Consider the following 12,993-nt stretch of genomic DNA (forward strand, 5'->3'; position numbering starts at 1 on the left):
AGGATGGGAGCGCGACGGACGAGTCGACCGGGCGGCCGCGTCGGCGGGCTTCGGCCTGCCGCCGAGGAACGTCCGGACTCCACAGGGCAGGGTGGTTGTTAACGGCAACCCGGGGCGACCCGCGGGACAGTGCCACAGAAAACAGACCGCCGACCCCAATGGGGACGGTAAGGGTGAAACGGTGGGGTAAGAGCCCACCAGCACCCCGGGTGACCGGGGTGGCTCGGTAAACCCCACCCGGAGCAAGGCCAAGCAAGGGCTGTCACCGCAAGATGACGACCCGGCGCAGACGCTTGAGGGCTGCCCGCCCGATGTCTGCGGGTAGGCCGCTGGAGCCTGCCGGCAACGGCAGGCCGAGATGGATGGCCGCCGCCGGCGCAAACCCTTTGGGGTACGCGTCGCGCACAGAATCCGGCGTACAGGTCGACTCGTCCGTCGCCCACCAGCTCAGGGCTGTGATCGAGGCTCTGAGTTCTACGCTCGACTGAAAAAGGTCGCCCGGTCGGTGAACCACAGCGCCGCTCATCCGTTGGAGTGCGGACAGGCATCCGCAACAGCCATCTCCGGGAGGGCCAGCGCTGATGAACAACTCGGGAACTGTCGGCCTTGAATACATGACAGATGCCGACCTCTACAAGGGGCCTTCTGATTTTGTTTCAAACCCTGGCACGTTCTATCGTCCCGTCGAAATGGGGGCGGCCATCCGATTCTCGACCCCGCCCAACAAGTCGAGTGAGTACCGCAAAGCCCTGAAAAATTTAAAGGACGCGGTCAAGAGGGGGCCGGATCCAGGGCTGCAAGAATATCAACGGAATGATCTGGGCAGGCTGGTGGGGAAGATGGATCCCGAAACGCCTCCACGGAATGCTGATCATGCGTTCAACATGATGTGGTACCTCCGCGTCAACGTACGTGATTACCCGACGAGTGGGCCAACGTTCCAGAAAATCGAATCGTTCTACAACCTGCACTCCCCGCAGCTCGTTTACGACAAATACCACCGACCGCCGGCGTCGAACGATATTGAGCCGTCGCGGTCGCAAGGCGACGTTGCCGCCAGCGGAGACCTCGGCCGTAGGGTCGGCTGGCGCGAGAAGGCCAAGATCGGAACATCCACCTTCGTGGAATTGGCCTCGATGCAAATGACTGGGGCGGTCCATTTTTCCTACGACGGCGATGAAAAGTTCGGAACCCGACTGCGGGACAGGTTCAACAATAAGGTCCACGAAACTAAAAGAGCGCGTGGTCTGAAGTAGTGGGGTCGGCGTGTTCGACGTGAGGGCGGTAGCGTCCGCGCGCCGCTCAGGCGTGACCGACCTGGCAGGATCAGCCCGGTGACGAGGTCCACCGCATTGCTGCGCTGCGAAGCGATTGCATGGGTCGACGAAGACTGGCCGGGGTGGGTCCGTGTGCGGCTGGTCGACGCGGACGGACGAACCTGGTACTTCGTCGACAAGGTGCCGATCTTCTTCGGGGAGGACGACATCCCTCTCGGCGCTGCGCTGCCCAGGTCTGTGTTCGTGAGGTGCCATGTCGTCGGTCAGCAGGAGGGCCAGATCCTTTTTGTCAGCACTGCTCTCGACAAGGTGGAAGCCGACGGCGGAGAAACCCAGTTCCGTGTCCGTTCGAACCAGCTGGAGCCGGCGAACTGGTCCTGATCCAACCGCCTTGTCAGCTTGGGAATCGGGCGTGATCGCTGCCGGCTCGGCTCGATCAGTGGGCCAGGCGGTCCAATAGCTCGCCGAGCAGCGCGTGCTCGCCCGGGGTGAGGTCGCCCTGGTCATCGCCGACCAGCGCACGCAGCGTCAGTGCGGCGCTCGCACGAGTCGCGCGGGCGTCGGTGGGGGGCATGCGCAGGACACCGGCCAGCGCGGCCTCGCGGACGCGTCCGGACAGCCCGAAATCCGGCTCCGGCTGGCTGATCAGGGTGAGCGTGATGCCGACGTTGGCGGCCAACACCTGCTCGGCGGCATCGGCCGCCGGCACCTTGAGCAGGCCCCGGGCGGCGGTCAACCGTTCGCGCAACGCGGCGTGTGCGGGAGCCGTGACGGCGCAGGGTTTTCCCGGTTGGGCGCGGCCGTAGAGCAGCCCGTAGAACGACGGGTGCTCCAGCCCGAACTGCACGTGCCTGTCCCAGCCTTCACGCAGGTCGTCCAGCGGGTCGCCAGAACTCTCGATCGCCGTGTACTGGGTGAAGCCGTGGCTCGCCACGGCGTCGATCAGGCCCTGCTTGCTGCCGAAGTGGTGGTACAGCGTCGGGGCCTGCACCCCGGCGCGATCGCACACCGCCCTCGTGGACACCGTGCCGCCACTCTCCAGCAACTCCGCTGCGGCGAGCAGGAGTCGATCCCGTGCGTTCTGCATGGTGCTACATTAGCTCATGTAGCGCTACATTGCGTTCTATAGCGAAGGGAGAAGTCATGAAGACCTGGTTCATCACTGGCGGGACCCCCGGAGGGTTCGGCCTGGTCTACGCCGAGGCCGCCCTGAAGCAGGGCGATCAGGTGGTGGTGACCGCGCGTCGGCCCTCTGAACTGCGGGAGTGGGCTGAACCACACGGCGACCGGGTGCTGGTTCTCCAGCTCGACGTCACCGATGCCGACCAGGTGCGTGCGGCGGTCAAGGCGGCCGAGGAGCGGTTCGGCGGGATCGACGTGCTGGTCAACAGCGCGGGCCGTGGCTGGTACGGCTCGATCGAGGGTGCCCCTCACGAGACGATCCGCCGCACGTTCGACCTCAACCTGTTCGCCGTGGTCGAGGTGGTGCGCGCGGTCCTGCCCGGTATGCGGGCACGCGGGGACGGCTGGATCGTGAACATGTCGTCGGTGGCCGGCCTGGTCGGCGCGCAGGGGTTCGGCTACTACGCGGCGGCGAAGTTCGCCGTCGAAGGACTGTCGGAGACCCTGCGCCAGGAAGTTGAGCCGTTCGGTGTGCGCGTGCTCGTGGTGGAGCCAGGAGCATTCCGCACGGGGGCCTTCACCTACTTCCAGAACGAGGACGTCAACGAGATCGTCGACGCCTACGTGCCCATGGTTGAGGGCGTCAAGGCGGCGTTCGTGGACCACAACGGCAAGCAGGCAGGAGACCCTGTTCGCGGGGTGCAGGCCGTGATCAGCGCGATGAACGCGCCTGTTCCACCGAAACGAATCGTGCTCGGCAACGACGGATACGACGTCGTTGTCGCGATGCACGAGGACGCACTCGCGGAGCTGCGCGCGAACGAGAAGCTCTCCCGCGGAGCTGACTTCTGAGCCTGTTTCCCGACGTTGCGTCTGTGCCTCGCGGAGAGGTCAACCTTGCCGCGACGCCTGTGTGTTGCCAAGACATGCCAGCACGCGCCCGCGTCCTGGCACCCGAGAAAGTTGGAGAGCAGAAATGAACGACATCACTCTACCCAAGGCCGTCGATGCCTTCGTCGCAGCCACCAACGCGCACGACACGAACGCGCTGGCTGCGGTCTTCGGCGACGGTGCCACCGTGCGCGATGACGGAAAGACCTGGGTCGGCGAGGCCGAGATCCGCGAGTGGATCCAGGGGCACCTGATCGACCCCAAGGTCGTGCTCACGCCGACCTCGTTCGCCGACGACCGGATGGTGGCCTCCGGGGACGGTGATTTCCCCGGAGGGCCCCTGTCGTTCGCATTTGTGTTCGACATCAAGGACGACCAGGTCACCGATCTCGCGATCGAGCCCGTCTGACTCGTCACCCCTGAGCGGGAAGCCGGTTTACTGTGGCCAACGCTCGGAAAGAATTGGACGATGTCTATCTGGAGCTGGTTCACGCAGAGGCGTAAAGAGAAGATCGAGCAGCAGCGCACCGAGGCCGTGGCCGCGGCCATGGCTCGTGGCGCCACCCCGGAACAGGCGGTAGCAGCCGGAGAACGCGCTGCGCGCGGCAACACCGCCGCGAGCGTGATGGGCGCCATCAACACCTGAGCCCTCGCCGCGATCGGGACACTCCCGTTCCGGTCGCCCCTGCGATCGCGGTTGGCGGTTACCGTCGGTCACCTCCGCCGGGTGGATGCGGTAGTTGGCGGTATACCTCAGAGGTATGAATATGACTCTGAGGTATACCGCTCACCAGAACATTGACTTGCCGGCCCAGCCAACACACGTGGTGGAGTTCGCGCGTCGTGCCTGCGGCGGCGGGTCAGGGCCGCCCGGCGACCTCGGCGACGAACGCCCGCCAAGCAGCCGGACCGAAGCTCAGTGCCGGGCCGGCAGGGTCTTTGCTGTCGCGTACGCCGACGACGCCAGGCAGGTTGTCGGCGACCTCGACGCAGTTGCCCCCGGACGATCCGCTGCGCCGGGACTTGCGCCAGATGGCGTTAGTGAGGTCCATGGTGGCTGTGCACTTCCTTCATCAGCTCGTTGGACTGTCGGCGCGGGAGTGCTTCGTTCCTCACGTTCTCCCACCTTGCATGAAGAGTATGTAGCCCATCTTCGGTGTTGACCACGATCCCGCCGAGCTGATTTTCGAGGTGCCCGACCCAGGCCCCGTCATCGGCCCGCGCCAGCGCGAACGGCCCGGACAGCCCGATGTGGAGGCCCGCGCCTGCCGGGATCACGTGGATGTGAACGTGCGGGAGTTGGGCGATGGTGAGGAGGTGGGCGATCTGCTCGGCCATGATGCCGGCGTGCTCGTCGCCCCCGCGACGAAGCGTGGATTCGTCCAGCACGGCCACCACTTGCGGCGGGCTGTCGCCGGTGAGGATCTTGTGTCGGCTCATGCGGGCGCTCACCTGTTGGTCGACCTCGGTGGCGGACATGAGGTCGTTCAACCGCATCACGACGTGGGCGTAGTTCTCGGTCTGAAGTAGGCCCGGGATCAGAAGTGGCTCGAAGAGGCGAAGCTGTCGCGCGCCGCGCTCCGCATCAAGCCACGGCAGAAACCACGACGGTGCGCCGAACTTCGTCACCAGGCGTCCGAACAGCCCGTCGTTGTCGAAGGCGCGGTCCGCTCCCCGGATGAAGTCCATCGTCAGCGCTCGGGTGCCGCTCTCCACGGCGCTGACGTGCGAGGCGCTGAAGCCTGCTGCCCGGCCGAACGCCTCCTGCGTCATCCCGGACGATCCACGGGCACGGCGGATCTCGCTCACGATGAAGTCCGCCAGGGGACTCGGCACGTCAGCCATTCAACGCTCCTCAAATCGGAGATCGACTACCCGAGGTGCCACATGCCTGGAGCCTGTCCTGCCAGCTCTGGCCCGGACACCTGGAACACCTTCCGAGCGTAGTGGCCTGCGCAGCAGAGTGTCACCAGGCGGCGCGGCTGGCAGGCCCACGAGATCCGGTGGTCGCGTTCGCAGCGGGGTCGCTCCCGACGGGCGAGCACTCACGGGAGCGGCCCCTTCCCAACGGCACCAAGGGGAAGACCATGCCCGACAACAAGCCCGAGACGATGAAGGCCGGCGACGTCATCCACCTGACCACCGCGGCGAGCGTGCAGTTCCTGCGCCCGATCTTCGTGCGCGTGATCCGTGAGTTGCCCGGGCGGCACACGTACCACGGTTGGGTCTGGATTGAGGGTTACCAGCTCAACGCGGCGGGCGACGCGGTCGCACGGCGCGAGTTGTACGTGATGCGAGCGGGTGTACGGCGGCAGCCCCTGCCCGTCGCGCCGACCAGGCCGGCCAGACGTCCGCGACGTCGGGTGCGGGTCGGATGACGCCGCACCTGCCGATGCGTCCGGCGTGGCGGTGTCGCAACTGCGCGGCATCCTGGCCTTGCCGCCCGGCTCAGCTCGTCCTCGTGACCGAGTTCTACGGGCACTCGATCGCGTTGGCGTTCTACCTGGCCGCGTCGATGCAGGAGGCGGTCGACGACGCGTACAACCTGGGTTTGTGCCCTGACCTGCCGGCGATGCACGGCCGGTTCCTCGGCTGGCTGTCGCTGGCCCGCCGGCCTCGACGCTAGCCAGAAAAGAACCGGCCGGGCGGGGTTGCCCCCACCCGGCCGGCAACCGGATCCCTAAGACCTCAGTGCTTCTTGAACACCGGCATGGTGTCGAGCGTGGTGGTGATGTTCTGTGTGGTGCCGCCCCGGTACGTCTTCCCGGTGAAGATGTCGGTCCAGGTGTTGCCCGGCGGGAACCACACCGAGGTGGTGGCGGTGGTGCCCGGCGTCGTCACCGGTGCCACCAGGTAGTCCGGGCCGTAGAGGTACTGGGAGCCGGCGGTGGCGTACGCGGCCTGCTCGTTCGGGTACGCCAGGTACATCGAGCGGGCGATCGGCGTACCCGTGCGGGTGGCCTCCTTGGCGGCGGCGTAGGTGTACGGCTGTAGTTCCTTGCGCAGGTTGAGGAACTTCTTGGCGGAGGCGTTGGCCGCCGGGCCGTACTGCCAGGGCAGCCGGTCGCTGTGGTTGGAGTGCAGCCGGTCGATCGGCTGGAACGTGCCGAACTGGACCCACCGGGCGTAGAGGTCGTCGGGCAGCTTGGTGCTGCCCGGTTCGCTGCCCGGCTCCTTGAGGCCGCCGGTGTGCCCGCCGATGTCGTGGCTGACCGCGGCCAGCCCGGTCGCGGCCGACTCGCCAGGCGTGTAGCCGACCTCCATCTGGAGCGTCGACCAGTCGGAGGTGGTGTCGCCGGTGAAGTGCAGCGTGGTGCGCTTGTCGGCCCACGGGCCGGTGGCCACCGGGGTCGGGCTGCTGTAGCCGCCGGCCTGCAACGAGCCGTACGCGCGGGAGAAGGCGAAGCCGGTCTTGTCGGCGTACTGCTGGTTGATCCACGCGTCGCCGGTCACGCCGGCGAGCGAGGACTTCGTGTTGTCGCAGCACCAGTCCAGCCACCACAGGTCCGGGCCCTTGCTGCCCTTCGGGATCATCCCGTCGTGCAGGTGCAGGTATGCCTTGAGCTGGTCCGGGTCGCCGAAGTCGAACGTGTAGCAGTCGGGGCCGCCGTTGCAGCCGACCCGCTGGAGCTTGCCCTTCGCGGTGGCCTGCGCCTGGGCGAACTTCGGGTCCGAGCCGAGGATGCTCGGGTGGATGTTGATGCCGGTGTGCAGGCCCTGCTTCTTCGCCCAGTCGAAGAACGCCTTCGGGTCGGGGATCCGGGTGGGGTCGATGCTCCAGCCGTTCCACTTGTCCGGCGCCTTGATGTCGGTGTCGAGAACAAGAACATCCATGGGTACGCCTTCGGCCTTCGCCCGGGCCACGATGTCCTGGAACTCGGTGGCGGTGCGGTCGTAGTACTCGGAGTACCACACCCCGTACGCCCACTTCGGCAGCAGCTTCGTGGGCCCGGTCAGCGTCGACAGGTCCTTCAGGCCACGGGTGAAGTCCTGCCCGTACGCGAAGACGTAGCCGTCCTGCTCGGGCGCGGGCCGGGGCTTGGTGGTGCGCAGGGCCGAGGCCGAGTCGTCGAGCAGGTACCAGCCGTCCTGGTAGAGCAGGCCCGGGGCGGTGAGCGCGGAGCCGGTCACACCGTCCAGGCCCCGGCGGTAGCCGCCGAGCGGCGCGTGCGGGGCGAGCAGCGGCGAGACCGTGGTCGTGACGGCGACGGTGTCGACGTTGACGTTGCAGCTCGCGTCCGTGGGGCAGCCGAGGGTCACCGTGTTGGTGCCACGATCGAGGTGCACCGGGACGGACACGGTGTTCCAGTAGTCCCACCCGCTCGTCGGCGGAAGGGTCGCCGTGACCGGTGCCGCCGATCCCGCCGTCACCGACATGGTGCGCGTCTGGCTCGGCTGGGCGCCGGCCTGACCGTTCGCGTACCGGATCTGCACCCGGTAGTCACCCGCGGCGGGCACATCGGTCACGGTGAGCGCGACGGCGGAGGTGGTGCTCTCCAGGCCGGCCAGGAATCCCGTACCCGAAGCGCCGTTGTGGTCGTTCGCGGGCCGTGCGCCGCCGGTCAGCGCGCCGGTCTCGGCCTCACCCAGGGTGCCGAAGCGCAGGGGCTGCGGCTGGGCCGCGGCCGGTGCCGGGAACGGAGCACCCGGGTCGACCACCGCGAGGCTGTCGACGTTCACGTTGCCGGAGTCGTCGGGACCCCGCAGCACGCGGATCTCGTGCCGGCCGGCGGTGAGGTCGATCGGCACGCTTGCCGTGCCCCAGGTGTCCCAGTTGGTGGTGGGCGGCAGGGTCAGCGTGTGGCCGGCGTCGCCGTCGACCTGGACCGTGAGGGTGCGGGCCACGTTCTGGCCGTCGCCGCCGGTGCTGTTGGCGTAGCGGACGGTGAGCTGCCTCGTGCCGCCTGCCGGGGCGTCGAGTGCGAAGGTGGCCGAGTCGCCGGTGGCGGCGAAACCGGCGGCGAACCCGCGTCCGGTGTACCCCTGGTGGTCGGTGGCCACGCCGGGGCCGTTCAGCCGCAACGACTCTGCCTCGCAGAGCGCGCCGAACGCGCAGGCCGGGGCGGTGTGACCGGCCCACGGCTGGCCCTGCACGGTCTGCTTGCCGGCCTTGAGCTGCACGGTGAGGTTGTCGGCGGTGAACGCCCCCGAGCCGACCCGGTAGCGCAACGTCATCGCGCCGGTGTCGATGGTGAGCCAGCCGTGGTCGGTGCTCTTGGTGAAACGCGTACGGGGGAAGTCGTCCCGCCCGACGGCGTTGAACGTGGCGGCGTCGGTGAACCTGCCGTCCTGCTGGTACTCGGTGCGGATCAGGGTCGGGGACAGCACCTCGAAACGGGCGTCACCCGACCGGACGGCACCGTCCTGCGCCTTGTGACGGCTGGCCTGCGCCGGCGCGGACGGGGCGAGAGCCAGCCCGGTGATGAGGATGCCGGCCGCGGCGGCTGCTGTCGTGCGGCGACGCGGTGAGTTCCGATAGAGCAAGATGCGCTCCTCGTCTCAAATGGAGGAAATGAGTCGAAGACAACGCTGTCACCAGCCGGAAACGCATGTCAACGGGCCTCCGAGGGTGTCCCTTCTCTCTTTCGTCACCTGCCGTACTCGTCCGGCCGCCCGCCGCTGCGCAGGGTGACGACAACCCCACGAACGCCAGATCAGGCGTACGGAGTCCAGGGCTCGGGCTGCTCGGCGTCCCAGCCCAACGTCTCCAGTGCACGCAGCACCGCCCGCGCGCGGGGAGTCCAGAAGAGCAGGACCTGATCGCGCTCCTCGACCTCGAAGGCGACGGCGGTCGCCGGCAGCGGGAACCTTCGGTGGAACGGGTGGTGCGCCACCGCGGCGACGTAGAAGTGCTCCAGGGTGTCCGACCCGGCACGCGACGTGAAGGTCAGCGTGCTGCCGTTGGCGTGCAGCTTGACCGTCGGCCAGGCCATCCGGCGGACGGCTCTGAGCGTGTCTCCTCGGATGAAGGCGAGGCGGTCGACGTAGGTGAGCCCGCCACGGGCATCGAAGGTTTCCGAGATCATCGTGGGATGGTACGGCGGGCCTGAGGACTGATTCGCTGCCACTCGGCTTTCATGAAATCGGGGTGTCCGACGGCTGGGGATGGGCCGACTTCCTGAAAGCCGAGTCGATCAACGGACGTTCAGCAGTGGGGGCGGTCGAGGGGGGCGGCGCCGGCGAGCGCTTCGACGGTCGCCGTCGGTGTGGCCGACTCGCTCGGCGAGGGCACGATGCTGGGGCTCGGCGGGGCCGGCGGCGAGCTGCTGGGGGTGGGGGAGGCGCTGGCGAGGGTGGCGGTGCTGCGCTGCACCTGCTTCGTGACCAGGCGGATGCCGGTGGCGGTCGCCTGGCGGCCGTACACGTCGGTGACCCTGATGCTGTAGGGCCCGGGGCCGATCCCGCCGTCGATGGTCCAGTGGTTGTCGCTCTGGCGGGCGGCCTTGCGGAAGCCGCCACCGGGCCCTTTCGCCTCGACCGAGCGGAGCGGGTTGCCGTGGTTGCCGACCTGCACCGCGAACCAGTACTTCGAGGCGCCGCCCTTGATCCGGAAGGTCAGCCCGCCGTTGAGCGGCGGGTTCACCACCGCCCGGTAGGTGATCGGGGCGATGCCCTGCGACCGGTCGGCGATCCTGGTGAACGCCTCGGTGGAGAGGTCGATCTTGCTGGTTCCGCAGCCGCCGCACTGGTCCATGACCATGACCCGGACCTTGCCCTTCGGGCCGCTCACCTCCAGGTAACTGCCGCAGGCCGCCGACCCGGAGTACTGGGATGCGCCGAGGGCCACGTAAAGGCGGTCCGCCGGCGGGCCGGGGAAGGAGCAGTTGCCACCCGAGCGGCCCGCGTCGTAGAAGCTGGCTTTTCCCTTGTGGACGGCGTTGCCCGTCGGCGGCGCGGCGCAGGCGGGGGTCGCACCGCCACGGACGGCGAGGGTGATGCCGAGGACGGCGGCCAGGGCGGTGACCCCGGCCCCGGCCAACCAGTGCCGGGCGCGCCGACCCAGCCGGGGCGTGCTGGCCGGGGTGTGGTTGTCGGGGGCCGTGCCTGGTGCCGTCACGGCGCCTGATGTTGCCGCAGCACGTTGCGGCAGCGCAACAACGCCGACTGCGGCACTCGCCCGACGCGATTCTCGTGGGCACTATGAGACGTCCCGCCATCACGGTGCGGAGTCGTTCCAGGGAAAGGGGTCACGGGGTGAAGCCCTCCATCTCCGATGTGCAGGAGTACCTCTCACTGGAGGCGTTGACCACGCGAATCCAGACCCATCAGCGCTACAGCGAACATCGCGACGACCTCGACGGCACGGTCCGGCAGGCGGTGTCGCTGTCCGGGGACGCGGACCTGCTCGATGTCGGCTGCGGCACCGGAGCCTTTCTCCGTAACCTCGCCGAGCGGGGCCATCGCGGCCGGCTCGTGGGGTTGGACCTGTCACCCGCGGCGGTGCACGCGCTCCATGACGTCGCGGGTGTGTCGGCGCACCTCGGCACCGCGACGGACCTGCCGTACGACGCGGGGGTCTTCGATGTCGTCACCGCGCGTCACATGCTCTACCACGTGCCGGACGTGCGGCGGGCGTTGGCCGAGTGCCGGCGGGTGCTCGGGTCGGAGGGGGTCTTCGCCGCCGTGGTCAACTGCTCCGGCGCGACACCACGGGTGTCCGCGCTCCTCGCTGAGGTGGTGACGTCGGCGGGAATCGACATCCCCGTCGTGCCCAACTCACGCGTCCATAGCGACAACCTGCCCGAGATGATCGAGTCGACGTTCGGCGCGGTCGCGGTCCACCGGTACGACAACGCTCTCGTCTTCGACCGTCCGGAGCCGGTCATCGCGTTCGCCGCGGCCAACCTGTCGTTCTACGGCGTCGAGCCCGACTCGGCCCTCCGCCCGGAGTTGACGCGAGCCATCGAGGCGAAGGTGCGCGCCTGGTTCGCCGCCGAGGTGGGGCCGTGGCGTGACCCCAAGGGCTACGTGGTCTGCACGGCACGTCGGAGCTAGTCACGCGCCGGATCGGCGGGGACGCAGGCCGTTGAGGGCGGTGCTGACGACGAGGTCGGCGTACTCGGTGGTGAGCGGCCCGCTGCGGTGCAGCCAGCGGCTGAGTATCGGCCCCCAGATCAGGTCTACGGCCACGTCGAGGTCGACATCGTCGGCGATCTGGCCGGCCCGCTGGGCGCTGCGCAGGCGTTGCCGTTTGGCCTCCTTCAACGGCCCGTCCAGGCGTTCGGCGTACGCGGCGGCCAGCTCGGGGTCGAGCGCGATCTCGGTGGCCAGCGCGCGCATCGGTTGCTCGTAGCGGGGGTCGTTCATCTCCTCGACCGTGGCGCGCAGCACCACTGTCAGGTCCGCCGCCAGTTCTCCGGTGTCGGGCAGGGTCGGCGGCCCACCCTCGGTGGCCTCGCTGAGCAGGAGGAAGGCGTCGAAGATGACCGCGCCTTTCGACGGCCACCAGCGGTAGATGGTCTGTTTGCCGACGCCGGCCCGCGCGGCGATGCCCTCGATGCTGAGCTTCGCGTACCCCATGTCCTGAAGCAGGTCGAAGGCCGCGGTGAGGATGGCCCGTCGCGAGGTCTCGTTCCGGCGGGCCGTGTTCGGCGTCATGGAGCGGCACGATACCAGGAGACGAGACGGACCGTATCGTCTTGACGGCCGTGACGGGCCGGCCTAGCCTTCGATTCATGAACGAGACGAACCGTCTCGTCTCACAGTGATCGAAGGAGACCGCATGCGTACCTGGTTCATCACCGGCGCCAGCCGCGGCCTGGGCCGCGCCTTCGCCGACGCCGCACTCGAGCGGGGCGACCGGGTGGTCGCCGCCGCCCGGACCATCGAGAAAGCCACCTTCAACGAGGAGTACGCCGACCGGCTGCTCGCCCTGACCCTCGACGTGACCGACCGCGCGTCGGTCGTCGCCGCCGTGAACGCCGCCGTCGCGCACTTCGGTCGGCTCGACATCGTCGTCAACAACGCCGGCACGCTGTCGATGGGCATGATCGAAGAGTTCACCGAGGCCGAGGCGCGCGCCCAGTTCGAGGTCAACCTGTTCGGCGCGCTCTGGCTCAGTCAGGCGGTGCTGCCGCACCTGCGCGCCCAACGGTCCGGCCACATCGTGCAGGTCTCCAGCATCGCCGCGCTCGGTGGCTTCCCCAGCACCGGCATGTACAGCGCGAGCAAGTTCGCCCTGGAGGGCATGAGTGAGGCGCTGGCGATGGAGGCTGCGGCCTTCGGCATCACGGTCAGCATGGTGCAGCCGGGCGGTTACTGGACCGACCTCTACACGAGTCTGAGCGCCACCACCCCGATGGAGCCCTACGCGCCACTGCGCGCCGAGTTGGAGCGGCAGTGGGCGGAAGGCTCCGTCGACAGCGAACCCCGACTGGCCGCCGAGGCGTTGCTGCGCCTGGTCGACAGCGACGACCCGCCGCTGCGGCTCCTGCTCGGCAGCATGGTGTACGACCTGGCGTTCGACATCGCCCGTCGACGGATGGACACCTGGGCGGGGTGGGAGCAGGTCAGCCGCGCCGCCGAGCACGCCGTCTCGGCACCGGGGCAGACGCACTGACCAGCCGTATCGCCACGGGCCAGGGGTACGGCGTTCTAGGCTCCGAGATATGGCGGCGGCGTGCCCAATCACGGCACATAAGTCCGGGCAGAGCCTGCACCCCATGATTTCTCCTCGCGAGGCGCAAACCTAGACGGAGAGGAA

At 68.4% G+C, this 12,993-nt stretch carries 16 protein-coding genes and 1 other RNA gene; 10 read left to right on the forward strand and 7 right to left on the reverse strand.

Translation table 11 applies throughout. The features are described 5' to 3' along the window. Positions 1-19: 19 nt before the first annotated feature. The 3 genes from rnpB to AB0C15_RS19735 all read left to right on the forward strand — a co-directional run bounded on the left by rnpB (position 20) and on the right by AB0C15_RS19735 (position 1,658). Positions 20-435, forward strand: an RNA gene (gene rnpB, locus AB0C15_RS19725) — RNase P RNA component class A. Between the two features lie 146 nt (positions 436-581). Further along, positions 582-1,256, forward strand: coding sequence for a hypothetical protein (locus AB0C15_RS19730; protein WP_357353866.1), 675 nt, complete (start codon positions 582-584; stop codon positions 1,254-1,256). Between the two features lie 78 nt (positions 1,257-1,334). Further along, entirely contained in the window at positions 1,335-1,658 is a 324-nt protein-coding gene (locus AB0C15_RS19735; RefSeq protein WP_357353868.1) for a hypothetical protein, read from the forward strand. 55 nt (positions 1,659-1,713) lie between these two features. Here the strand turns inward: AB0C15_RS19735 and AB0C15_RS19740 are convergent, their stop codons facing one another. After that, entirely contained in the window at positions 1,714-2,364 is a 651-nt protein-coding gene (locus tag AB0C15_RS19740) for a TetR/AcrR family transcriptional regulator (protein WP_357353870.1), read from the reverse strand. 56 nt (positions 2,365-2,420) lie between these two features. On the opposite strand from AB0C15_RS19740, the gene AB0C15_RS19745 reads away from it, so the two are divergent. The 3 genes from AB0C15_RS19745 to AB0C15_RS19755 all read left to right on the forward strand — a co-directional run bounded on the left by AB0C15_RS19745 (position 2,421) and on the right by AB0C15_RS19755 (position 3,936). Next, complete coding sequence (locus AB0C15_RS19745; protein ID WP_357353872.1) at positions 2,421-3,251, forward strand: SDR family NAD(P)-dependent oxidoreductase; 831 nt, start codon at positions 2,421-2,423, stop codon at positions 3,249-3,251. A 124-nt stretch (positions 3,252-3,375) separates the two neighbouring features. After that, a complete protein-coding gene (locus AB0C15_RS19750) occupies positions 3,376-3,699 on the forward strand; it encodes a nuclear transport factor 2 family protein (protein WP_357353874.1) in 324 nt (107 codons plus the stop codon). Positions 3,700-3,759: 60 nt separating this feature from the next. Beyond that, positions 3,760-3,936 (forward strand): hypothetical protein, encoded by a 177-nt coding sequence (locus tag AB0C15_RS19755; RefSeq protein WP_357353876.1) that lies wholly within the window; start codon positions 3,760-3,762, stop codon positions 3,934-3,936. 214 nt (positions 3,937-4,150) lie between these two features. On the opposite strand, the gene AB0C15_RS19760 is transcribed toward AB0C15_RS19755, so the two are convergent. Continuing rightward, positions 4,151-4,342 (reverse strand): DUF397 domain-containing protein, encoded by a 192-nt coding sequence (locus AB0C15_RS19760; RefSeq protein WP_357353878.1) that lies wholly within the window; start codon positions 4,340-4,342, stop codon positions 4,151-4,153. Continuing rightward, the gene (locus tag AB0C15_RS19765) at positions 4,329-5,135 is read right to left on the reverse strand and encodes a helix-turn-helix transcriptional regulator (protein ID WP_357353880.1); all 807 of its coding nucleotides are present in this window, start codon (positions 5,133-5,135) and stop codon (positions 4,329-4,331) included. Before AB0C15_RS19765 ends, AB0C15_RS19760 begins: the two co-directional genes overlap by 14 nt. A 242-nt stretch (positions 5,136-5,377) precedes the next feature. Here AB0C15_RS19765 and AB0C15_RS19770 point away from each other — a divergent pair, with 242 nt between their 5' ends. Together AB0C15_RS19770 and AB0C15_RS19775 are read left to right on the forward strand one after the other, a co-directional pair. Beyond that, a complete protein-coding gene (locus tag AB0C15_RS19770; protein WP_357353882.1) occupies positions 5,378-5,668 on the forward strand; it encodes a hypothetical protein in 291 nt (96 codons plus the stop codon). An 83-nt stretch (positions 5,669-5,751) separates the two neighbouring features. After that, a complete protein-coding gene (locus tag AB0C15_RS19775; protein ID WP_357353884.1) occupies positions 5,752-5,916 on the forward strand; it encodes a hypothetical protein in 165 nt (54 codons plus the stop codon). Positions 5,917-5,978: 62 nt separating this feature from the next. Here AB0C15_RS19775 and AB0C15_RS19780 read toward each other — a convergent pair whose 3' ends face one another. The 3 genes from AB0C15_RS19780 to AB0C15_RS19790 all read right to left on the reverse strand — a co-directional run bounded on the left by AB0C15_RS19780 (position 5,979) and on the right by AB0C15_RS19790 (position 10,347). Then, positions 5,979-8,774, reverse strand: coding sequence for a TIM-barrel domain-containing protein (locus AB0C15_RS19780; RefSeq protein WP_357353886.1), 2,796 nt, complete (start codon positions 8,772-8,774; stop codon positions 5,979-5,981). Positions 8,775-8,944: 170 nt separating this feature from the next. After that, positions 8,945-9,316, reverse strand: a complete 372-nt coding sequence (locus AB0C15_RS19785; RefSeq protein WP_357353888.1) for a hypothetical protein — start codon at positions 9,314-9,316, stop codon at positions 8,945-8,947. Positions 9,317-9,435: 119 nt separating this feature from the next. Continuing rightward, positions 9,436-10,347, reverse strand: a complete 912-nt coding sequence (locus AB0C15_RS19790; protein ID WP_357353890.1) for an expansin EXLX1 family cellulose-binding protein — start codon at positions 10,345-10,347, stop codon at positions 9,436-9,438. 137 nt (positions 10,348-10,484) lie between these two features. On the opposite strand from AB0C15_RS19790, the gene AB0C15_RS19795 reads away from it, so the two are divergent. After that, the gene (locus AB0C15_RS19795; RefSeq protein WP_357353892.1) at positions 10,485-11,285 is read left to right on the forward strand and encodes a class I SAM-dependent methyltransferase; all 801 of its coding nucleotides are present in this window, start codon (positions 10,485-10,487) and stop codon (positions 11,283-11,285) included. Here the strand turns inward: AB0C15_RS19795 and AB0C15_RS19800 are convergent, their stop codons facing one another. Further along, positions 11,286-11,888, reverse strand: a complete 603-nt coding sequence (locus AB0C15_RS19800) for a TetR/AcrR family transcriptional regulator (protein ID WP_357353894.1) — start codon at positions 11,886-11,888, stop codon at positions 11,286-11,288. A 124-nt stretch (positions 11,889-12,012) separates the two neighbouring features. Here AB0C15_RS19800 and AB0C15_RS19805 point away from each other — a divergent pair, with 124 nt between their 5' ends. Continuing rightward, on the forward strand, positions 12,013-12,849 hold the full coding sequence (locus AB0C15_RS19805) for an SDR family oxidoreductase (RefSeq protein WP_357353896.1): 837 nt from the start codon (positions 12,013-12,015) through the stop codon (positions 12,847-12,849). Positions 12,850-12,993 lie beyond the last annotated feature (144 nt).

This window comes from Micromonospora sp. NPDC048835 (assembly GCF_040649995.1).
Classification (GTDB): Bacteria; Actinomycetota; Actinomycetes; order Mycobacteriales; family Micromonosporaceae; genus Micromonospora.

Excerpts from the sequence above, each read along its gene's own strand:
- AB0C15_RS19730 (WP_357353866.1), top strand. The coding sequence starts at position 582 with ATGAACAACTCGGGAACTGTCGGCCTTGAATACATGACAGATGCCGAC.
- AB0C15_RS19740 (WP_357353870.1), bottom strand. The coding sequence starts at position 2,364 with ATGCAGAACGCACGGGATCGACTCCTGCTCGCCGCAGCGGAGTTGCTG.
- AB0C15_RS19745 (WP_357353872.1), top strand. The coding sequence starts at position 2,421 with ATGAAGACCTGGTTCATCACTGGCGGGACCCCCGGAGGGTTCGGCCTG.
- AB0C15_RS19750 (WP_357353874.1), top strand. The coding sequence starts at position 3,376 with ATGAACGACATCACTCTACCCAAGGCCGTCGATGCCTTCGTCGCAGCC.
- AB0C15_RS19755 (WP_357353876.1), top strand. The coding sequence starts at position 3,760 with ATGTCTATCTGGAGCTGGTTCACGCAGAGGCGTAAAGAGAAGATCGAG.
- AB0C15_RS19760 (WP_357353878.1), bottom strand. The coding sequence starts at position 4,342 with ATGGACCTCACTAACGCCATCTGGCGCAAGTCCCGGCGCAGCGGATCG.
- AB0C15_RS19765 (WP_357353880.1), bottom strand. The coding sequence starts at position 5,135 with ATGGCTGACGTGCCGAGTCCCCTGGCGGACTTCATCGTGAGCGAGATC.
- AB0C15_RS19770 (WP_357353882.1), top strand. The coding sequence starts at position 5,378 with ATGCCCGACAACAAGCCCGAGACGATGAAGGCCGGCGACGTCATCCAC.
- AB0C15_RS19785 (WP_357353888.1), bottom strand. The coding sequence starts at position 9,316 with ATGATCTCGGAAACCTTCGATGCCCGTGGCGGGCTCACCTACGTCGAC.
- AB0C15_RS19800 (WP_357353894.1), bottom strand. The coding sequence starts at position 11,888 with ATGACGCCGAACACGGCCCGCCGGAACGAGACCTCGCGACGGGCCATC.
- AB0C15_RS19805 (WP_357353896.1), top strand. The coding sequence starts at position 12,013 with ATGCGTACCTGGTTCATCACCGGCGCCAGCCGCGGCCTGGGCCGCGCC.